Annotated in this window: 13 protein-coding genes; 8 read left to right on the forward strand and 5 right to left on the reverse strand. The window is 39.2% G+C overall.

The features are described from left to right. Positions 1 to 894, forward strand: coding sequence for a DUF3078 domain-containing protein (locus NAT51_RS01735; protein ID WP_250594454.1), 894 nt, complete (start codon positions 1 to 3; stop codon positions 892 to 894). Positions 895 to 938: 44 nt separating this feature from the next. Here the strand turns inward: NAT51_RS01735 and hflX are convergent, their stop codons facing one another. Beyond that, complete coding sequence (gene hflX / locus NAT51_RS01740; protein WP_250594456.1) at positions 939 to 2,162, reverse strand: GTPase HflX; 1,224 nt, start codon at positions 2,160 to 2,162, stop codon at positions 939 to 941. 172 nt (positions 2,163 to 2,334) lie between these two features. Here hflX and NAT51_RS01745 point away from each other — a divergent pair, with 172 nt between their 5' ends. From NAT51_RS01745 to NAT51_RS01760, 4 genes are all read left to right on the forward strand, one after another. Continuing rightward, on the forward strand, positions 2,335 to 7,794 hold the full coding sequence (locus tag NAT51_RS01745) for a T9SS type B sorting domain-containing protein (RefSeq protein ID WP_250594458.1): 5,460 nt from the start codon (positions 2,335 to 2,337) through the stop codon (positions 7,792 to 7,794). A 56-nt stretch (positions 7,795 to 7,850) separates the two neighbouring features. Beyond that, a complete protein-coding gene (locus NAT51_RS01750) occupies positions 7,851 to 8,771 on the forward strand; it encodes a PorP/SprF family type IX secretion system membrane protein (RefSeq protein WP_250594460.1) in 921 nt (306 codons plus the stop codon). Positions 8,772 to 8,782: 11 nt separating this feature from the next. Beyond that, the gene (locus NAT51_RS01755) at positions 8,783 to 10,654 is read left to right on the forward strand and encodes an OmpA family protein (protein WP_250594462.1); all 1,872 of its coding nucleotides are present in this window, start codon (positions 8,783 to 8,785) and stop codon (positions 10,652 to 10,654) included. A gap of 175 nt (positions 10,655 to 10,829) precedes the next feature. Continuing rightward, complete coding sequence (locus tag NAT51_RS01760) at positions 10,830 to 11,522, forward strand: hypothetical protein (protein WP_250594464.1); 693 nt, start codon at positions 10,830 to 10,832, stop codon at positions 11,520 to 11,522. A 99-nt stretch (positions 11,523 to 11,621) separates the two neighbouring features. Here the strand turns inward: NAT51_RS01760 and NAT51_RS01765 are convergent, their stop codons facing one another. The 4 genes from NAT51_RS01765 to NAT51_RS01780 all read right to left on the reverse strand — a co-directional run bounded on the left by NAT51_RS01765 (position 11,622) and on the right by NAT51_RS01780 (position 17,481). Continuing rightward, entirely contained in the window at positions 11,622 to 12,533 is a 912-nt protein-coding gene (locus NAT51_RS01765; protein ID WP_250594466.1) for a phytanoyl-CoA dioxygenase family protein, read from the reverse strand. 96 nt (positions 12,534 to 12,629) lie between these two features. Next, positions 12,630 to 14,024, reverse strand: a complete 1,395-nt coding sequence (locus tag NAT51_RS01770; protein ID WP_250594468.1) for a DUF5689 domain-containing protein — start codon at positions 14,022 to 14,024, stop codon at positions 12,630 to 12,632. A gap of 5 nt (positions 14,025 to 14,029) precedes the next feature. After that, on the reverse strand, positions 14,030 to 14,662 hold the full coding sequence (locus tag NAT51_RS01775) for a choice-of-anchor J domain-containing protein (protein ID WP_250594470.1): 633 nt from the start codon (positions 14,660 to 14,662) through the stop codon (positions 14,030 to 14,032). 11 nt (positions 14,663 to 14,673) lie between these two features. After that, positions 14,674 to 17,481: a carboxypeptidase-like regulatory domain-containing protein gene (locus NAT51_RS01780; RefSeq protein ID WP_250594473.1), complete on the reverse strand. Its 2,808-nt coding sequence runs from the start codon at positions 17,479 to 17,481 to the stop codon at positions 14,674 to 14,676. A 138-nt stretch (positions 17,482 to 17,619) separates the two neighbouring features. On the opposite strand from NAT51_RS01780, the gene NAT51_RS01785 reads away from it, so the two are divergent. The 3 genes from NAT51_RS01785 to amaB all read left to right on the forward strand — a co-directional run bounded on the left by NAT51_RS01785 (position 17,620) and on the right by amaB (position 21,075). Then, positions 17,620 to 18,714, forward strand: coding sequence for an endonuclease/exonuclease/phosphatase family protein (locus tag NAT51_RS01785; RefSeq protein WP_250594475.1), 1,095 nt, complete (start codon positions 17,620 to 17,622; stop codon positions 18,712 to 18,714). A gap of 56 nt (positions 18,715 to 18,770) precedes the next feature. After that, on the forward strand, positions 18,771 to 19,298 hold the full coding sequence (locus NAT51_RS01790; RefSeq protein WP_250594477.1) for a 3-hydroxyanthranilate 3,4-dioxygenase: 528 nt from the start codon (positions 18,771 to 18,773) through the stop codon (positions 19,296 to 19,298). Positions 19,299 to 19,521: 223 nt separating this feature from the next. Continuing rightward, positions 19,522 to 21,075, forward strand: a complete 1,554-nt coding sequence (gene amaB, locus NAT51_RS01795; RefSeq protein WP_250594479.1) for an L-piperidine-6-carboxylate dehydrogenase — start codon at positions 19,522 to 19,524, stop codon at positions 21,073 to 21,075. Positions 21,076 to 21,212 lie beyond the last annotated feature (137 nt).

Genomic DNA, 21,212 nt, shown 5'->3' on the forward strand with positions numbered 1-21,212 from the left:
ATGAAACGTAAAATCATACTCTTGTCATTATTGATGATGACACTTTTCTCTTTTGCTCAAGGTAATGAAAAGGAGACAATCGGTAAAACATCTGCTGCCGAAACCAAAGCCAAGGATACGTTGAATATGGGTTGGAAAAAAACAGGAAATATTGTTTTTTTATTCAACCAGTCGGCTTTCAATAATGACTGGAGAGGCGGAGGTGTTTCGAATATGGCCGGTAACATTGGGCTGAATTATGATTTCAACTACAAAACACCTTCTTTAATCTGGGATAATAAGTTAATTGTGTCGTATGGTCTGACCAAACTGAAAGATGCTGATACCCAAAAATCAGACGACCGTTTTATATTCACTTCACTGGTTGGTAAAAAAGCTTCAGGTTATTGGTTTTATTCTGGATTCCTTGATTTCAGGACTCAGATGGATTCCGGACTTGATACAGCGACGATGACCAAAATATCCCATTTCTTTTCACCGGCTTATTTACAGGCAGGTCCCGGGATGCTTTGGAAAAAAAGTGATAACCTGAAATTTAATATAGCGCCGGCCACCTCAAGAGTTATATTTGTCCACCCACATTTTACCGAAACAGGAGCTTCTTTTGGTGTAGAGCAGGGCGATTCATCCCGGTTTGAATTTGGAGCTGCTTTAAGCGGTTATTATAAATTCAATATTATGGAAAACATATCGTGGGAGAACATACTGATGGTATATACTAATTATTTGGATGAACCTAAAAATGCAGATATGGATTACCAGGCCAATATAGTCATGAAAGTGAATAAGTATATTTCAACTAACATTGCTTTTCAGGCAATTTATGATGATAATGCCGTTGGGGCTTTCCAGATCAGGGAAGTATTCGGGTTGGGGGTTAATTATTCGTTTTAAAAGAAGTATTTATAAAAGAAAAGACCTCAATTGAGGTCTCTTTTTTATTCTTTTTCCACGGCATCCTTATAATCAGGATACAGGAAATTATTGTAAGGGAATCGTGTTATGTGGATTTGTCTTACAGCTTCGTAGACTTTTTCCCTGAATTCTTCGAAGTTGGCTTTTTCAGTTGCGGAAATGAACAAAGTGTTGTTTTTCCCCAATTTACTCATCCAGGTTTGTTTCCATTCATCAAGCGTGTAATGTTTGGTTGTTTTTTCGGTCATTAAATCATCCGGTTCGATAGTCAGGTGTTTGTAAGCATCAATTTTATTGAAAACCATCAATGTTGGTTTGTCAGCACTTTTGATATCATGCAAAATCTGGTTAACCGATTCAATATGGTCTTCGAATTCCGGATGTGAAATATCCACTACATGCAATAATAAATCGGCTTCGCGTACTTCGTCCAGTGTACTTTTAAAAGATTCTACCAGTTGGGTAGGTAACTTTCTGATGAAACCAACCGTGTCTGATAATAAGAAAGGAAGGTTTTTGATGACCACTTTTCTTACTGTGGTATCAAGAGTAGCGAAAAGTTTGTTTTCCACAAAAACTTCGCTTTTCCCGATGGCATTCATCAAGGTTGATTTCCCAACATTGGTGTATCCAACTAGTGCAACACGTACCATTGCGCCACGGTTGCTACGCTGAATGGCCATTTGTTTATCGATTACCCTGATTTTTTCTTTCAAAAGGGCAATACGGTCACGTACGATACGGCGGTCAGTTTCAATTTCGGTTTCCCCGGGTCCACGCATACCGATACCTCCACGCTGACGTTCCAAGTGTGTCCACATACCGGTTAAACGCGGTAGTAAATATTGGCATTGTGCTAATTCAACCTGTGTACGTGCATAAGATGTTTCGGCTCGTTGTGCAAAAATATCCAGAATAAGGTTTGTACGGTCCAGTACCTTGCAATCTAATTCACGAGTGATATTTTTTTGCTGTGCCGGCGTCAGTTCGTCATCAAATATAACCGTTTTGATGTCGTTGTCTTTAATATAATACTTAATATCTTCCAGTTTTCCCGTACCTACGAATGTTTTGGGATTGGGTTTGTCCATTTTTTGGGTAAAACGTTTAACCACCTCACCTCCGGCAGTATATGTCAGGAATTCCAATTCGTCCAAATATTCATTTAATTTCTCTTCATTTTGAAGTTGAGTGACGATTCCAACAATTATGGTTTTCTCAAAATCTATTTTTTCTATCTCTAACATAATGTCCAATTGTGGCGCAAAGGTATGAAATTTCCTCGGGTTAACGATTGAAATATACTTGTGTGATATATGTTAAAGATTTAAATATTTTAAAATTTATTGTTAAATGATTATTAAAATTATTTACTTTTGGAAGTTATACAAACAAGATTAACCAAAAAACACACAAAGCATGAAGAAAATTACTTTTGGTTTTTTCATGATGATCCTCCCCTATTTGGGCTTTGCCCAAGTAATAGATGAAGGATTTGAAGGAGCCACTTTTCCTCCAACAACACCGGGTAACTGGATTACCATGGATAATGGTGTTGGAACTGCAGTGAGTTGGGCCGAAACTACCGATCCAACGAGGGTTTATGCAGGATTAAAAGCCGCCATCATGGACAGAGAAAATGTCGGGGCGGGAAATACTTCCATAGATTGGTTGGTATCCCCGAGGTTTACCGTGCCAACAAATGGACAACTTAAGTTTTTTACCAGACAGACTTTGGTAGGGAACAACGGATCAACTTATGAAATCCGTGTTTCCACAGATCCGGTTCAGACCAATCAGGCTGGATTTACGAACATTCCGCAAACATGGACAGAGTCCACTTTGAATGCGACTTACAACATTTACGAAGAGAAAAAAGTGAGCCTATCCGCTTTTGCCGGACAACAGGTTTATATCGCTTTCGTAAAGTTAAATACTCAGCCAGTGGGAACTTCAACTACTACAGGAGACCGATGGTTAATTGATAATGTACAGGTTGTTCAGCAATGTCTTGATCCGTCTATTTTAGGTACTGGAGTTATTACGCCAACCACGGCATTTTTAACCTGGCAAAATAACGGGGGTGTAACTACATGGGATGTTTACCATAACCTACAGCCCGATGCAACCGTTCCGGATGTTAATACCACTCCGACTTTTAACGATGTTACGACGAATAATTTTCAGGCAACTGGACTTACACCGGGGACTTCTTATAAATACTGGGTACGTGCTCAATGTAGTGCAACCAATTTAAGCAACTGGGTCGGACCATTTAATTTTACGACATCACCGGCAGGTTCGATATGTAGTTCTCCAATTTTAGTTACAACTTTACCGTACAGCCATACCGATAATACAAATGTTTACGGTGATGAGGTAGATACAGCACAAGGAGCAGGTTGTGCCGGAGGTGCGACCAACTACATGCAGGGAGCAGAAGTTTTCTACTCTTATACAGCTACTTTTACGGGTAACCTTACGGTTTCAATGACACCGGGCGCTGCAAGCTCGAGTTTGTATGTTTACAACGGATGTGGAAATGTTGGGGTTAGCTGTTTGGCAGGTGTTGCCGATACAACTACCAATCCGAGAAATATTGCAACATTACCGGTTGTAACCGGACAAACGTACATTTTTGTAATTTCTTCAAGTACGACACCTGCAGGTGGAATACCATACACATTAATTATCCAGGAGAAATTCTGTGATCCGCCGGTTGGAGCTCCAACTACGGGAATTACTACTACGACAGCTACCATTAACTGGACCGGTCCTGCAGGAGCAACTGCTTGGCAGTATGTGCTTCAGGATGCTGGTATGGGGGTTCCGGCAGGAGCAGGGACTCCAGCGGGAACACCAAATGCTGCTTTAACAGGATTAACAGCTGCACATGCTTATCAATACTGGGTAAGATCAGATTGTGGAGGTGGACAATTCAGTCCATGGGCGGGACCATACCGTTTCAATACCGAAACATGTGAGGCGGCCCAAAAATGTAACTACGTTTTCAGAATGACCGATTCATTCGGAGACGGATGGGACGGCGGCGGAAGAATGGAAATCCGTCAAAATGGAATTGTAGTGGCGACAATCGGTTCTACATTTACAACCGGTACGGCTTTAAACAGCCCGCCAATTGCATTATGTGAAACATTACCTTTGGAAATTTATTTCACAGTACCGGGAGCAAGTCCGGGTGAAATTGGAGTTCAGGTAATCAATAACTTCGGTCAGACAATTGCTACAATTGCAAACGGTACTATTGCCGTGAGTAATACTACACCAATTTATACTGCAACTTTTGATTGTGATACACCGGCTTGTTTAGCGCCTACAGCAATAAACGATACTACACCTACAACACAGGGAGCTACATTGACTTGGACTCCAAATGGAGGTACTGTATTTGATATTTATGTAGTACCGGCAAACCCGCCTTCTCCAGCGCCAAACGCTTCAACTGTGCCAACATTTCCAGGGGTAACCGGAACATCGTTCGTGGTAACAGGATTGAATCCGAATACAACTTATTTGTATTATATAAGAACAGTTTGTGGACCGGGCCAAACCAGCGTTTGGACTCCATCAGGTGATTTTACAACATTGCCTACCTGTTCAAGACCGACTGTGCCTACTGCTACAGGAGTAACACCATATACAGCTACATTAGGCTGGACACAACCGGTTAACCCTGACGGAAGCAATGCCACAACATGGGAAATCATCGTATTGCCTTGTGGATCTCCTGCCCCAACAGAAGGTACACCATCACCATATCCAGGAGGTATAATTACATCTATCAGAGGTTATACAGTGGGTGGTCTAACACCGGTTACCTGTTATGATTTTTATGTAAGAGCAGTATGTTCAAGTACAGATAACAGCCCTTGGTCTGTTAAAGGAACGTTCAATACGCCTGACGTGAATGATGAGTGTGTTAACTCGAAATTAGTTCCGGTTAACCAAAATACACATTGTGAGCAAACTGTTTTTGGAACAGTAGCAGGTGCTACTGCATCGACACAGGCAACAAATTGTGCACCGAATGATGATAATGATGATGTTTGGTTCCATTTCGTGGCAACAGCTACAACACATTATATTTCATTATTAGAGCCGGTAACTGACACTTCAGTACCGCCAAGATACCCAACAGCAGCACCAGGTGGATTAGGTTATACATTATACAGAGGTAATGACTGTGCTAACCTGACTCAAATCAGTTGTAGAAGTGCTGCTAATGGTGCAATGGAAACCGGTCTGGTAATTGGACAAACATATAAAATACGTGTATATTCCAGAGGTACTGCCGTTTCAACAAAACGTTTTGAAGTTTGTGTGGGTACTAAAGTAATTTACTGTGAGAACTCGGTACCGGTTTGTGCGGTTAACGACGTTATTTTGAGAAATGACGTAGGTGTGCCACCAAATCCAAACCCGATCAGTGGTACAACCACTACTACAGTAGGATGTTTAGGTTCTGCACCTTCTCCAACATTCTATTATTTGACTATCCAACAAGACGGAAACTATACTTATTTCATGGAACAAAGTACAGATCCGACTTTTGCAACTGTTGATTTGGACGTTGATTACGTGACTTGGGGACCCTACCCAAGTGTGGCTACAGCGTGTACTTCCATAAATGTAAATAATACAAGACCTGCACCTCAAGGTTGTAGTTTCTCTGCAGCAGCAACAGAAACATTTACTCTTAACGGAGCATTGGCTGGACAGGTTTATGTAATTATGATTACGAACTATACGGCAAATACACTTCCTGGTAAGAGAGGATACATCCGTATTAAGCGTACTTCAGGACCGGCACCAATTGATTGTTGTCCTTTTGCAAGTTTCTCTTATCCGGGTAACTTCTTCTGTAAAGGAGGAGCAAACATAACGCCAACATTGTCTCCAGGATCAACTGCAGGTACTTATACTTCAACTGCGGGATTAGTAATTAATCCAACAACAGGAGTAATTGATATCGCGGCAAGTCCGGTAGGAACCTATACAGTTACAAGTACTATAGCGGCGGCTAATGATTGTGCTACTTCTACTGCAACGTGGAGTTTAACAATATCAGATCCGGCTACTGCTACTATTGCATACAGTGCGCCTGCATTTTGTAGAACCGTGACGGCTGCACAGCCAGTAACACAAACGGGAACACCGGGAGGTTATTATTATGCTGTACCGGCAGGTCTTTCAGTTAATCCTACAACAGGAGCAATTACACCAAGTACCAGTTTAGCTGGAACTTATACAGTAAGATATAATGTTGTAGTTCCGGGATGTACTTCAGTACCTTTTGAAACTACAGTTACCATTACAGCTTTACCGGTTGCTACTTTTGCTTATACCGGAACTCCTTACTGTCAGAATGCTGGTTCAATCAATCCAACTTACAGTGGTGGTGGTGTTGCCGGAGTATTTAGTGCAACCCCGTCAGGATTAATTATCGATCCTGCAACCGGTGCAATTGATTTAGCGGCAAGTGCTGTGGGAACTTATACAGTTACCAATACAATCGCTGCAGCCGGAGGTTGTGCAGAAGTAACAGCAAATACAACTATTAGCATTACAGCTTTACCTGTTGTAACATTTACTTACGCGGGTACTCCATACTGTCAGGTTACGGGAACAGCAACGCCAACCTTCACGGGAGGCGGATCTGCAGGAACATTTACAGTTAACCCTCCAACAGGATTGATTATCGACCCTGCTACGGGAGTTGTTGATTTAACAAACAGTACACCGGGTGATTATACCGTGACGAATACTGTTGCGGCGGCTAATGGTTGTTCGGCAAATTCTGCTGATGCTACCATTTCAGTAAGACCTAATCCTACTGCAACCATCAGTTCATCAGATGCAGATAATACAATCTGTTCTAATGATTCGGCGACATTGACAGTTGTTCCTGGTAATTTCGTATTGGGCGATGCTACTTATGCATGGACTTTGAACGGAACGACACCGGTAGGAACTTCAAGCTCAGTTAGCCCGACAGCGAGCGGTACTTATGAGGTTGTGATTACATTGAACGGTTGTACGAATACAACTCCGATCACGGCTACATTTACGGTTAATGTTAAGCCAGATTTCGCATTGTCAGGAACTAACCTGGTTAAATGTCCGAATGAAACAGCTGTATTGTCAGTTGTACCGACTAACTTTAGCCTGACTGATCCTTCAATTACTTATACTTGGACCAGAAATACTGGAGCGTTACCTAATACAACGAGCTCAATCAGTGTGACTGATTACGGTATGTATGAAGTAACGGTTAACAACCAAGGTTGTATTACGTCGCATCAAATTGAAGTTACAATGGATATGGCAGATATTCCAATCGGTACGGTTGGGGAATGTCAGGGTGCACAATATGTGATTACAGCTTCTCCGGTTAACGGTTCGTTTGACGGTACTACCGTAACGTATGAATGGACAAACGGATCGGGTACGGTTGTAGGCAGTAACCAAAATACATTTAATGTATCCCAATATGTTTCAGATAATGGAATACCACAGTCTAATTTCCCATTAACTTTCACGGTTAAGATTACTACTAATCCTGAAGGTTGTACTGATACACAGAGTTTTGTTGTGGAAAGCGCAGTTTGTGTAATCCCTAGAGGACTTTCTCCAAACGGTGACGGTGATAATGATAACTTTGACCTAAGCAGTTTAGGTGTTAAGAAGTTGTCTATCTTCAACAGATACGGTAATAAAGTATATGGTAAAACCAATTATACTAACCAATGGGAAGGTCAGTCTGATTCAGGAGAAGAATTACCTGATGGAACTTACTACTATGTGATTGAACAGGATAGTGGTGAAACCAAATCCGGCTGGGTTTACATTAACAGATAAAAAGGCTTTGGCCCATGGAAAATGGGCCATGCTTTTGTACTAAACTAAAACGTAAAATGAAGAAAATATTTCTTACAGTAATACTTGCATTTGCATCATTTACCGATGTACATGCGCAACAAGATCCACACTACACCCAATACATGTATAACATGAATGTAATGAACCCCGCTTATGCCGGTTCAAAAGAAAACTTGTCTATTGGGTTATTATTCAGAAAGCAATGGGTTGAAATTGAAGATTCACCAACCACTTTTACTGCTTCGGGACACTCTCCTGTAGGTAAGAATGTAGGTTTGGGTTTGTCAGTTATCAGTGATAAAATTGGTCCGGTTGAAGAAAATAACATTTACGGGGATTTCTCCTATACTTTAAATCTTGGCGGAGAGCACAGATTAGCTATGGGAATTAAGGCCGGGGTGTCATTACTGAACATCGGTCTTAACAGTGAAATCGCTTCCAGCTTACCGGTTCCAACTGACGGTGCTTTTGCTGAAAACACTTCAAATGCAAAACTGAATATCGGTTCCGGATTATTCTATTATACAGACAAATACTATTTGGCATTTTCGGTTCCGAATATGCTTAAATCAGCACATTTGGATTATAACGGAGTACAATACGGATCTGAAGTACAGCACTATTTTTTAACGGGAGGGTATGTGTTCCAGTTATCTGAAACCACAAAATTCAAGCCTTTCTTCATGATGAAATCGGCATTTAACGCGCCAACTTCTTTCGATATCTCCACTAACTTCCTGTTTTTTGAAAAATTTGAGGTTGGGGCTACTTATCGATTCGAAGATTCATTCGGTGCTATGGTGAACTATAAAATTTCGGACGGAATACGTTTGGGTTATGCTTATGACCACATTGTTTCCGACTTGAATGTTGCTACACCTTCATCACACGAGTTTATGGTATTATTTGACTTGAACTTCCCTAAAAAGGTATCAAGTTCACCGCGTTATTTCTAATAGGTTAAAAGATGAAAAAGATATACTTGAATATAAGTTTATTATTAGCTGTTTCAGCTGGTATAGCACAAACTAAAGATACTAAGAATGCCGATAAACTGTTTAAAAGCTATGAGTATGTAAATGCTTCAAAGGAGTATTTAAAGCTAGAAGATAAGGGTAAGGCAGATGCTTACGTATACAAACAGTTGGGTGATTGTTATTATAATATTTTCAATACGGTTGAAGCGGAGAAATGGTATGCTAAAGCAATTGAATCCAAAGATCAGGACGCGGAAACATACTTCAACTATGCCCAAATGTTAAAGGCTAACAAGAAGTATGATGAGGCCAAAAAGGTGATGGAAAAATTTGCTTCCATGGCGCCAAATGATGAGCGTGCGAAAGTTTTGGATGAAGGAACTTTGTCTAATTTACAGCGTGATTCAAAAAAGTGGGAAGTAAAGACTGTATCGGTCAATTCCAAATATTCTGATTTCGGGGCTTACCTGAACAATGACAAAGTTTACTTCTCAAGCGCCCGCAATAAGTCACGTAAAACGTATGAATGGAATGATCAGCCTTTTCTGGATTTGTACAGTGTTGATTTTACTGATGGTACATTGGGACAGACACCGGTTGAGGTAGCGGGATTGAACACACAATACCACGAAGGGCCGGTTACGGTTTCGGCAGATGGAAACACTATTTATTTTTCAAGAGAAAGTTTTGCAGAAAAACAATTTGTGAAATCTTCAGACAAGAAAATTAAAATGGGTAAAATGTTCCTTTTCAAAGCAACTAATGACAACGGAAAATGGACAAATGTAACTGCTCTTCCTTTTAACGGAAAAGACTTTAACAGTTCATCTCCGTCGTTAAGTGCAGACGGTAACACGTTATATTTTACATCTGACCGTCCTGGAGGTATCGGTAAAAGCGATATCTGGAAAGTTGCCGTGAATACAGACGGAACTTTCGGTACACCTGAAAACTTAGGCAGACGGATCAATACGGAAGGGAATGAGCAATTTCCTTCGGTAACGGAAAGCAATACACTTTATTTTGCTTCAAACGGACACAAAGGACTTGGTGGATTGGATGTATTTGCAGCTGATTTAAACGGATCGGGACAACCATCTAATTTAGGTGCTCCGGTGAATACTGAAAAAGATGACTTTGCTTTTGCTTATAATGAATCGAAGAAAACAGCTTTTGTTTCCAGTAACCGCGACGGTGGAACAGGTGACGATGATATCTACATGGTTTTACCGGTTTGTCATTTGGATTTAGTGGCCGAAGTTCGCGATGTAAAAAGCGGAATCTCTTTGGCTGAAGCTAATCTGAGCATTTTGGATGAAAACAAAAACGTAGTTATTTCAGGATGGTCTAAGGAGAACGGTTCGGCCGATTTCCAATTGGATTGTGAGAAGAAATATGAAGTGCGCGTAAGCAAAACAGGTTATATAAGCAATACATTCCCATTGTCTGATACAAAAGGACAGGTTAAACTTACCGCTGATCTAAGCCCGGTTGAAGTGATTATCACAGAGAAAGAAGTGATTCTTGGAGAGGTTTATTTCGCGTATAATAAAAGTAATATTACTGAACAGGGGGCAGCCGAGTTAGATAAGCTGGTAGCAGTAATGAATGAGTACCCCAACATGGTTATTTTTGCAAAATCACATACAGATTCACGCGGTAACGATAAGTACAACATGAGCTTATCGGAGCGCAGAGCAAAATCTACCGTTCAATACATTATTTCAAGAGGAATTGCTGCTGACAGAATCAGTGGTAAAGGTTTCGGGGAATCTGAGCCTAAAGTTCTTTGTGGAGATACTTGTACGGAAGAAGAACACGCACAAAACCGTCGTTCTGAATTTATGATTATAAAAAAATAATTTTTTTTAATTGATTGGAAAAAGCAAGCCGGAAGGCTTGCTTTTTTGTTTAATACCTGATCTGGATTTTACAAACTGTGGCAAAATTTGAGAAAGAGTTTGTCCCGCGTATTTTATTTAAAATGTTTTTCTTTGCATTTTATAATTCAGTTCCTGATTGCAATAAATTTATCTCATGCGTTTCTTTCTTTTACCCTTATTTTTTTTATTAACCGGTTGTGACTTTTTTATGCCGGGCAAACAGATTCTTTTAAAGGTTGATGGTATCAAAAAAGCCGAATATTCTTTTAACGGTTCAGAACAATTGGAAGAAATCAATACATATTTTGATGATGGTAAAGAAGATGAAACTATTCAGTTTGATTATGCAAACGGAAAAATTGACCGTGTCTATGCTGTGGAAAGGGCCGAAGTGACCGATTTTTATCAGAATGCCCTGAAATACAACAATGAGTTGAGTAAATTTGGTATTAAGTTCTGTAATCCTTTGGTTGTGCCCGATGATCTGACTGATTTTTACTTTCTTTTGGTTACAATTCAGAAATTTGAAAAAGCAAAACATAACGGTCTTACGGTTTTCTGGGCAAAAAACACGAATGCAAACCTACAGTTTGTTTCACCGGCTACCAGCCGCTTCATCTCTACCAGTTCAAAAATTCATTATTTTGAATACGGAATTAACGCTGCAGGTTTTTTGGCCTATCAGGTTATACAGTTTGATAAAAGTGCCATGCGGATTACTTACCAGTATAAAAAGGGGCAATTGACCCATATTGGTTATTCTGTTATTTACAGTAACGGCGACACTGCTACTACAAACAGAAGCTATGAGTATATCGACTGGGATTTGCTGAATACCACAAAATAAATAGTTTTTTTAAACCTGTGGCAAAACCATTTTCAAAAACGAAATTGCCACAAAAAGTGTGGCAAATCCGTTTTCAGTTTTCTTTTTGCCACAGTTTTGTTAGAGCCATAGCTCATTCGCTTTGTAATTTTTCGGGAAGTAGGTGAGGTACTGTACCATGCGTGGACTCTGTCCGTGATTTGCCGTGGCGCAATGTGGCAGTGTTTGATGCCAAATGATAAAGTCGCCGGCTTCACCTGTGATGGGCACGAGTTCGGGAGTGAGTTGTTTAACGGCTTCTTCCCTTGGTGAAGGAGTTGGTTGAAGTTTCGTGAGCCATTCGTTAATCCGGTTATGAAAACCGGGCACACAATGAAACGCTCCTTCATGTGCTTCGCAATCACTCAAATATAACAAACCCTGAAAACCTTCTGGAATGGGTAATTGCAAACTCACGTCCCAGTGCAGACCACTTCCTTTGAATGTATGATGTTCATTTACCGGTGCGTTGAAACTCACTTTATCAATGGTTTTGAAAAGTTCGGTGGTTTGGTATAATTGTTCGTAAGCTCTCCTGATTTTTTGTGATTCACGGTTTTTATTCAATAACGGATGATCGGAAAAGTTGACCATCATGCCGCTTTGTTGTGGGTGCGGCTGGTACCAGGTTTCCTGTTCATTTGGATTCATTTCCAAAAAATCCCAAATCGCTTTTTGTGTTGCAAGACAATTTTCCTTCGGAATGGCATTTTTAATTAGGATATAGCCGTTTTGGTTCCAAAACCGCATATCGGCATCGCTCAATGTATTTTCGGTTTGTAAATCGCCTGCAGCATTGTTTTTTGAATCGTGTTGGGTTACCCAAAGCAGGAAAGTATTCAGATCGGGATTTTCAAAATGCAGGTATTGCAATGCATTTTCCAGACTGATGTTGTAACGGTACAAAATTTCGATTTCCTGATCCCAGGCCGACGATAGATCAGTTTCTTTTTTTATGGTACGTTTCCAGAGATTTTCAAGGTAGTGCTGCATTGGTTTTGGGTTTACTTAAAAGTAATATTTTCCTTTGGTACTGGATAAAAAAAATCCCGCACTTGCGGGATTTTTATATTTAAAACAAAGATGATCTTAGTTTACTACGATATCGTCGATTTGAACAGTTGTAGTTAATGTTGGTGTTCCTGAGTATTCAAAAACAAAATAACCGTTTCCTGTTATACCTGCCGGGATACTGTAAGTACCTGCAGAGTTAAATGCACTTTCAGATGCACCGGTCGCAGGATAAGTTATCCCTGTGAAACTTGAAGTAATGTTTATAAAATTATTTGTATTAACAGTACCACCCGGAGTATAGTTTGCTGCTGTTACATAATATACCTGTAAAGCAACTCCCTGATTGAATCTCATTTGCTCTTTGAACGTCATAGTGTTTGCAGCAGTAAAATCAACCGGAACAAAGAAATAAGTTTTAGCAGTTACACTTGTTCCGCTACTTCCGAAAGAAGTCATCTCAATACATTTTGTACCGGCACTTGTTTTAATCTGCCAGTATCTTGGACCAACAAATGCATCATTGATATACTTAGGAAAATTCGATTGGTTTGCAGCATAGCTTTCGAAGTTTTCAGTGAAAGCACCTGTGAATGTTGCAGAACCACCTCCGATTGCAGGTTGAAAATCTACTCTTGTGTTTGTTAACTTAAAGTCGTCTTCATTTCTCACCATGAATTGGAAGTCAGTTCCGAATTTAGTTAATACACCTCTGATTTTACCGTTTTTCATGTTAACGTTTTTCCCTGAAAAACTTGCAAATTTACTAACTCTTACAATTACAGTGTTTCCTGAAGCATCAGTAATGGTGTGGTTTGTTGCATCACCTAAATTGTTTAGCGTTGCATCAAAGTATTTTTTGCCATTAGATGCATCCGTAAATTGAACACCGTCTAATTCAATAAGCTTATTCAACAAGTTGTTGTTTTTAGCAGCTGTAATATTAGCCGGTTTCACTACGATATCTTCTTCGCTAACTGTAACGCAAGATGCTTTGATGATGTTTTTGAAATCTACACCCGCGATACGGCCAACATTGTCGTCAGTAGGAACTGTTGGTGTATCATTGTCATATAAAGAACCGATAACTGTTGAATTATCTTTAGTTTGATAATAAAGATCTTTCATTTTAACGAATACTTTACGTCCCGGTTCGAAGTAAGTGTATATGTTGTAAGCGTCAATAGGCATGCTGAATCCAACTGCACCGTCAACAGAAACAAAAGAAACGGACTTGTAAAAATTACCAGACTCATCGCTTGAGGTTACATAAGCTTCAATTACATCATCATCAGTCCAATGTTTGTAAGCAGCTGTAGCCGTAGATGTGATATCGACAACCTGTTTAGTTACCGGAATCGTTTCACATTCACCGTCTAAATTTGGAGCATCATAATGTTCTTCAACACAACTTACAGTTGCTGCTAAAAGTAGAGATGAAAGTAAAAAACCTTTAAAGTTTAATGTTTTCATATATTTTAATTATTTTCAAAAATTTTAATATTGTCTAATTGAAAAGTTGTTGTAGTACCAGCAGTTTTGTTACCAACATACTTAAATGCGATGCTGATGTCTTTGCCTTTGTAAGCGTTCAAATCGATATCACCGCTTCCTACGAAATCATCTACCTGAGCGGTAGGTAATATAGGATTTAATTCAACCCATGTCGCAGTAGCAATACCAGCTTGTGTTCCGTCGTAATTTTCAGAAATAAAAACTGAAAGGTTTTTCCCTGTCCAGCTTCTCGCTTTTGACTGGAAGTTAAACAACCAGTCTTTGCTTGCTGTAAGGTTTACTTTTGGTGTGATTAACCATACTTCGTCTGAAGATCCTGCAGCAGAGAAGAATGAAGAGAAATCAGCATATTTATTGTTGCTGAAAGAACGACTGTGCCATTTTCTTGTTCCGGCAGGGTTTACATTGAAATTTGACCATCCGGTTAAAGCAATGGCATTTTCTGTAGTCCCACTCCCGGCGATAGTACTTTCGAACCCTTCAAATAAAAGTACTTCTTTGATTTGGGGAATATCGAATTCTGATTCAGTATCACAACTTACAACCGATGCGGCTAAAGCTGTAAAAAGGAATATTTGTTTAATATATTTTTTCATAATAAGAACCATTAGAAGTTAATGTATAAGTTCACAAAATAAGTTCTTCCGTAACCATAGAAATACTTAGGACCGAAAGTTCTTACTCCACTTTGTAAATCTTCCTGAGCTGATGGGAAAGTAGCTTTTCTTGATTGCTCGAAACCACCAGTTTTGAAAACTTCGTCCAATACGTTGTTCACAGTAGCGAAGAAACCAAAAGTTGTTCCGTCCACTCTCCATGATTTACCACCAGATAAATTTAATAAATATAATTCATCCAGTTTTTCCTGTTGCAAGATTTTTCTAACTGAAGCTTCGTTAGCACCAGGATAAGAAACACCTGTACTGCTGTCGATTGTGAAGTTATTTGTTCTTAAAACGTTTGAAATTCCAATGTATGAATCGTCAAAATAGTTATAGTTAGCAGAAACGAACCAGAAGTGTGGGTCTCTGTATTCTAAACCAACTGAAGCCGCTTTTTGAGGCATACCGCCAACTCTGTATCCTTTTAAGTATGTTTTACCGAAATCTTCGATTGGATAAGTATTAGTTGGAGATGCAGCTGCATCATTGTTGATTCTTAATGTAGGGTTATTGTCGTAGATGTATTCTCCGTAAGAAGCTGCAGCACTTGCTTTAAGTGTTGAAGTAAATTGGTATTCCAATCCTAGTTCCCCACCGAAGTTCTTTTTGTTCATTCCGGTAACGATTTCACTTACGAAAGCATCTTCACTACCATCATTGGTGTCCTCATCAGCAATACCTTCACCAAAGAAGAACGCTACGTTAGTTGCATCCTGGATTTTAGAGTAGAATCCTGTAATTCTTGATTTGAATTTTGGAGTTCTGATGATGTAACTTGCATCAGCACTAGTGATTCTTTCGTCTCTTAAGTCTAAAGTTACATTGTTGTTCACACGTGCATTGGCAAATACGTTTCTTAAGCTAGGTGCTTTAGTCATGTAAACTCCGTTGAAATCCAATAAGTGCTGACTTGAAATTTTGTAAGTCATACCACCTTTGAATCCGAAGTTTTCAAAAATTTCTTTAGAACCTTTTCCGTATGAATTGTTGATGTAGTTTCCGTTTCTGAATAAACCTTCTCTTTGGTATTGTGTACGTGAGAATGTTTGTGCCAAATAGAAATCTGCTTTTTTGTAGTTGAATTTGAATTGTGAGAATCCGTCAAAAACAATTGCGTGTAAGTTATAGTTGTAACCGAAAGTTCCGTCTAAACCGATTTTAGCATCAGGATTGTTCATATCGTACTGTGCTTTGTCACCAGTGTAGAATGAGTCAGTGTTCAATACATAATCAGCACCTAATAAATCGATAACAGCTGCGTAATTGTGTGATTTTAATTTTCTGAAAGTAGCACCTGCATTCAAGCTGATGTTGTCAGATAATTGAGAATTGATGATTGAGTTAGCCGAAATCTGGGTGTCATCACTTCTTTGCTCGCTTTGGAAATAAGCAGCTTTGTGTTGTCCGTTTCCGTCAGCATCAGTTCTTGTGTTAGCCAGGTACATTTCTGTCCAGTTGATTTGACCTCCATTCATGAAAGCGGCTTTAAGACGGTCTGCTTCTGCATAATCAGGAAGCCATTGCCCTCCGCTTGAGTGGTAGTTTAAAGCGTAACTTGGTAAATTTCTGTAATAAGTTGGATCTGGATTGTTTCCGTAAGGGTATTCTAAACGTGTGTTTCCTACTGAACCTGTTTGGTATGCAAGGTTAGTGTTTAAAGTAGTTCTGTCGTTGAATTTCCAGTAATGGCTTAACATCATGATTGGTTCATTGATGTTTTTATCTCTTGAATTGCGTTTTCTGCCGTCTTGCCATCCCCAGTAAGAGTTGTATTTGAATCCTTTAAGGTCAATAACTTCCTGAGTGTTAGGAGAAGTTTTTCCACGGCTGTTTTGTGCGTAAATAGAAGTAAAGTTTAATGCATGTTTTTTTCCGAATCTTTTTTCAACACTTGCAAATAATGAATTTGCTGCATAATCTGTTCCTTCAAAGTGAGCTTCCTGAGCCCATCTTCTGCTGGCAGAAACGATGAATGCCCATCCGTCTTTGCTTAAACCTGAAGCATGGGTTCCCATAGCTCTCCAGTTGTAATTAGTGTTTGTTCCTGAGTATGATATTCTTGTTCCCGGTCTGTAGATAGATGCTCTGGTATTAATTTCCTGAGTTCCCAAGATACCTCCGAAAGTATAATCTGAAGGAGCAGAACCCATTGTGAATTCCTGATTACGTGTTGCATCATTTAATCCTCCCCAGTTACCCCATTGAGGTCTGTTGTCGTATAACTTGTTCATTACGATACCGTTGATCATTGTAGTACCGTATTCGTTGTCTAATCCTCTGATTCTGAAACGTGCACCACCCCAGTTAAAAGCGGCTGCCTGTTGATAAACATCACGTGAAGCCTGTAATAACCCGGAAGTACTTTCCGAACCACTGTTGTCATCACCTAGATCATTTTCAGTAATCGTAATTAAACTGATTTGTTGTTCAGTTGTCTGGTTGTCTTCTTCTAAAACCACTACACCTAAATCTAAAATCTGACCTGCCACAATTTCAACGGCAAGCATTTGTTCTTTGTAACCGTCACTCTTCACCTGAAGAATCTGGCTACCCAAAGCAACATTTTTGAATGTAAACTTACCATCCCTTCCTGTAACTTGGGTTAAATTGGTGTTTACGATTGATGTCACTACATTTTGTAAAGGATTTTGTGTTTTAGCATCTAAAACAACTCCCGATACACCAGTAGGTTGCTGAGCAAAAACAAAAAACGCATGTAATACAAATAATGTACTAATAACAAGTTTTTTCATAAATAAGTTTAAAAATTAATTCGAGTTTTCCTGCCCATTTTTCAAAAGCAGGGCGACAAATGTACACCTTTTAATAATATTATTTACTTTTGGCGCAACTTTTGTTATACATTTGACGAAAATTTTACATTGAAGACTATGAAGATTAAGAATTTTACTTTGCTGTTAATCATGTTAATAGCCTCTGTTGCAAATGGACAATCAAAAAAATATGCCGTCCATACCATTGCTTTTTACAACCTTGAGAATTTTTATGACACCATCAATGATCCGAACACTCGTGATGACGAATGGGTTTATACAAAACAATATCATGACAAAAAAGTAAGTAATATTGCGAGAGTTATTGCTGAACTTGGTTCAGGAGATAATGCTAATTCACCTACAGTAATGGGACTGTCTGAAGTTGAAAATAGAGGAATGCTTGAGGTTTTGGTAAAAGATCCTCAAATTGCTGAAAAGAATTACGGAATAGTACATTTTGATTCTCCTGACAGAAGAGGAATTGATTGTGCTTTTATCTATCAAAAAAACCATTTTACTCCTACAAGTTTTACAAACATTCCACTTTTAATTTATGAAGCGGATACAAAAGGACCTAAAAAAGAGAAGAAAGAAAAAGAAGAAGTTACTGATGATAAAAATGATTTTGATGAAGTAACAAAAAGAATTTATACACGTGACCAGATCTTAATGACCGGAAAATTAGATGGTGAAGAAGTGAGTTTTATAGTAAACCACTGGCCATCTCGTCGTGGAGGGGAAAAAGTGAGTGCTCCATTAAGAGAAGCGGCTGCTGCATTGAATAAAAGAATTATCGACTCGTTGCAAAGAATTAACCCAAGAGCTAAAGTTATTACGATGGGTGATTTGAATGACGGACCTTTCAATAAAAGTATAAAAGAAGTTTTAGGTGCTAAAGGGGATGTAAATGATGTTGAACCATTAGGATTATATAATCCAGCTGAGAAAATGTTGAACAAAGGAATTGGTACTTTGGCTCACCGCGATGCCTGGGATTTCTTTGATCAGATTATCTTCACTGAGCCATTGTTGCCTAAAAACAATGATTTTTCGACCTGGAAATACTGGAAAGCAGGTGTTTATAATAAGTCTTTCATGATCCAGAAAACAGGACAATATAGAGGTTATGGTTTGAGAAATTCAAAAGATGAACCCGGGTTTTCAGATCACTTCCCTTCTTATATTTACCTGATTAAAGAATTCAAATAAAACATAAAATCCCGACGAATCGGGATTTTTTATTTTATAACTTTACATAAAAAAAGATGTCTATAGCGAAGCCTTTCAATTTAAATCGATGGATTAAAGAAAACCGCCATCTTCTGAAACCGCCTGTTGCCAATAAAAACCTTTATGTGGATTCCGGAGATTACATCGTTATGATTGTTGGTGGTCCCAATGCCCGAAAAGATTACCATTATAATGAAACGGAAGAACTGTTCTACCAGTTGGAGGGTGAAATCACCGTTTATATCCAGGAGGACGGACAAAAGAAAGCCATGCAACTTTCCGCAGGCGATATGTACCTGCATCCGGCTAAAGTACCACATTCCCCGAACCGTACTGAAGGTTCGATCGGATTGGTCATCGAAAGAAAGCGTACCGAAGGGAAGGACGGCCTGTTGTGGTTTTGCGACAACTGCAACCATAAACTGCATGAAGTGTACTTCGGATTGGAAGATATCGAGAAAGATTTTCTACAACATTTCAAGGATTTTTATACCTCTAAAGAGAAAAGAACCTGCAAACAATGTGGTACGGTGATGGAGGCTGATTCCCGATTTATCAAGTAGCCATTTCCTGCTTTCCGTTTTAGTTTTCTTGTCAAATGTAAAAAATGTAAGTCCATCGCAAGAGCTCCTATTGTCGCTTTGCGATGTCCACAATTTTAGCATTTTACTTCGAAAAGCTATCACTTCACTCGAGCGCAGCGACTGACGGAGTAATCAGGGCTAAATATTCAAAAAAAAGCATACATTTGCACGAAATATAACAAATCAACTTAAAAAAGTTACAATGTCAACAATAGCGCAACAATTCGGAATTACCGAGGCCTTACAACAATTAGGCATTAAAGAAATAAACTTTGGAACTTCAACAGGTTCTAACTGGTTTGCTAATGGCGAAATCATCGAATCACACTCTCCGGTTAACGGAAAATTGATTGGAAAAGTACAAGCTTCTACAGAAGCAGATTACGAAAAAGTAATGCAGGCAGCTACTGAAGCGTTCAAAACGTTCAAAGTTATGCCGGCTCCAAAAAGAGGAGAAATCGTTCGTCAGTTTGGTGAAAAACTTAGAATTCACAAAGATGCATTAGGGAAATTGGTTTCTTATGAGATGGGAAAATCTTTGCAAGAAGGTTTAGGTGAAGTTCAGGAAATGATCGATATCTGTGATTTCGCAGTAGGTCTTTCGCGTCAATTACATGGTTTAACAATGCACTCTGAGCGTTTCGGACACAGAATGTATGAGCAATACCATCCACTTGGAGTAGTAGGAATCATTTCTGCTTTCAACTTCCCGGTAGCGGTTTGGGCTTGGAATACAGCATTAGCATGGATTTGTGGAGACGTTTGTGTTTGGAAAGCTTCAGAAAAAACACCTTTGTGTTCTATCGCTTGTCAAAACATCATCGCTGAAGTTTTAAAAGAAAATAACTTACCGGAAGGTATCTCTTGTATCATCAATGGTGATTACAAAATAGGTGAATTAATGACGCACGATAAGAGAGTTCCATTGGTTTCTGCAACAGGTTCTACACGTATGGGTAAATTAGTAGCTCAGGCTTGTGCGGCACGTTTAGGAAACTCATTGTTGGAATTAGGAGGAAACAATGCTATTATTGTTACACCAGATGCTGATATCAAAATGACAGTTATCGGAGCGGTATTCGGAGCAGTAGGAACTGCTGGTCAACGTTGTACTTCTACACGTCGTTTGATTATTCATGAAAGTATTTATGATAAAGTAAAAGATGCAGTTGTAGCAGCTTATGGTCAGTTGAGAATTGGAAACCCATTGGATCAAAATAATCACGTAGGTCCGCTTATCGATACAGATGCGGTTGCGGCTTACAACAAAGCATTGGAGAAAGTAGTAGCAGAAGGAGGAAATATCATCGTTGAAGGTGGTGTACTTTCAGGAGAAGGATATGAGAGCGGTTGTTATGTAAAACCGGCTATCGCCGAAGCTCAAAATCATTTCGAAATCGTTCAACATGAAACATTCGCTCCGGTATTGTACTTATTAAAATACAGTGGAGATGTTCACAACGCTATTGAAGTTCAAAACGGAGTGGCACAAGGTTTATCATCAGCGATCATGACCAATAACTTACGTGAGGCAGAAGCTTTCTTGTCACATGCAGGTTCTGATTGTGGTATTGCTAACGTAAATATCGGTACTTCAGGAGCAGAAATCGGTGGTGCTTTCGGTGGTGAAAAAGAAACCGGTGGTGGACGTGAGTCAGGATCAGATGCTTGGAAAGTATACATGAGAAGACAAACCAATACCATCAATTATACTACTGATTTGCCTTTGGCACAAGGAATCAAATTTGATTTGTAATTAAAGATTTTGACTAGTCCTAAAATAACGATACAGGATTAATAATAGTAAAAATACATTTTTAGACAGAAGTAGCTTTATAGTTACTTCTGTTTTTTATTTCATAAGTTTTCATTTTAATGCTACTCTGTAAATGC

The organism is Flavobacterium amniphilum (assembly GCF_023634845.1).
Classification (GTDB): Bacteria; Bacteroidota; Bacteroidia; order Flavobacteriales; family Flavobacteriaceae; genus Flavobacterium; species Flavobacterium amniphilum.

Excerpts from the sequence above, each read along its gene's own strand:
- NAT51_RS01735 (WP_250594454.1), top strand. The coding sequence starts at position 1 with ATGAAACGTAAAATCATACTCTTGTCATTATTGATGATGACACTTTTC.
- hflX (WP_250594456.1), bottom strand. The coding sequence starts at position 2,162 with ATGTTAGAGATAGAAAAAATAGATTTTGAGAAAACCATAATTGTTGGA.
- NAT51_RS01745 (WP_250594458.1), top strand. The coding sequence starts at position 2,335 with ATGAAGAAAATTACTTTTGGTTTTTTCATGATGATCCTCCCCTATTTG.
- NAT51_RS01750 (WP_250594460.1), top strand. The coding sequence starts at position 7,851 with ATGAAGAAAATATTTCTTACAGTAATACTTGCATTTGCATCATTTACC.
- NAT51_RS01755 (WP_250594462.1), top strand. The coding sequence starts at position 8,783 with ATGAAAAAGATATACTTGAATATAAGTTTATTATTAGCTGTTTCAGCT.
- NAT51_RS01760 (WP_250594464.1), top strand. The coding sequence starts at position 10,830 with ATGCGTTTCTTTCTTTTACCCTTATTTTTTTTATTAACCGGTTGTGAC.
- NAT51_RS01765 (WP_250594466.1), bottom strand. The coding sequence starts at position 12,533 with ATGCAGCACTACCTTGAAAATCTCTGGAAACGTACCATAAAAAAAGAA.
- NAT51_RS01770 (WP_250594468.1), bottom strand. The coding sequence starts at position 14,024 with ATGAAAACATTAAACTTTAAAGGTTTTTTACTTTCATCTCTACTTTTA.
- NAT51_RS01775 (WP_250594470.1), bottom strand. The coding sequence starts at position 14,662 with ATGAAAAAATATATTAAACAAATATTCCTTTTTACAGCTTTAGCCGCA.
- NAT51_RS01780 (WP_250594473.1), bottom strand. The coding sequence starts at position 17,481 with ATGAAAAAACTTGTTATTAGTACATTATTTGTATTACATGCGTTTTTT.
- NAT51_RS01785 (WP_250594475.1), top strand. The coding sequence starts at position 17,620 with ATGAAGATTAAGAATTTTACTTTGCTGTTAATCATGTTAATAGCCTCT.
- NAT51_RS01790 (WP_250594477.1), top strand. The coding sequence starts at position 18,771 with ATGTCTATAGCGAAGCCTTTCAATTTAAATCGATGGATTAAAGAAAAC.
- amaB (WP_250594479.1), top strand. The coding sequence starts at position 19,522 with ATGTCAACAATAGCGCAACAATTCGGAATTACCGAGGCCTTACAACAA.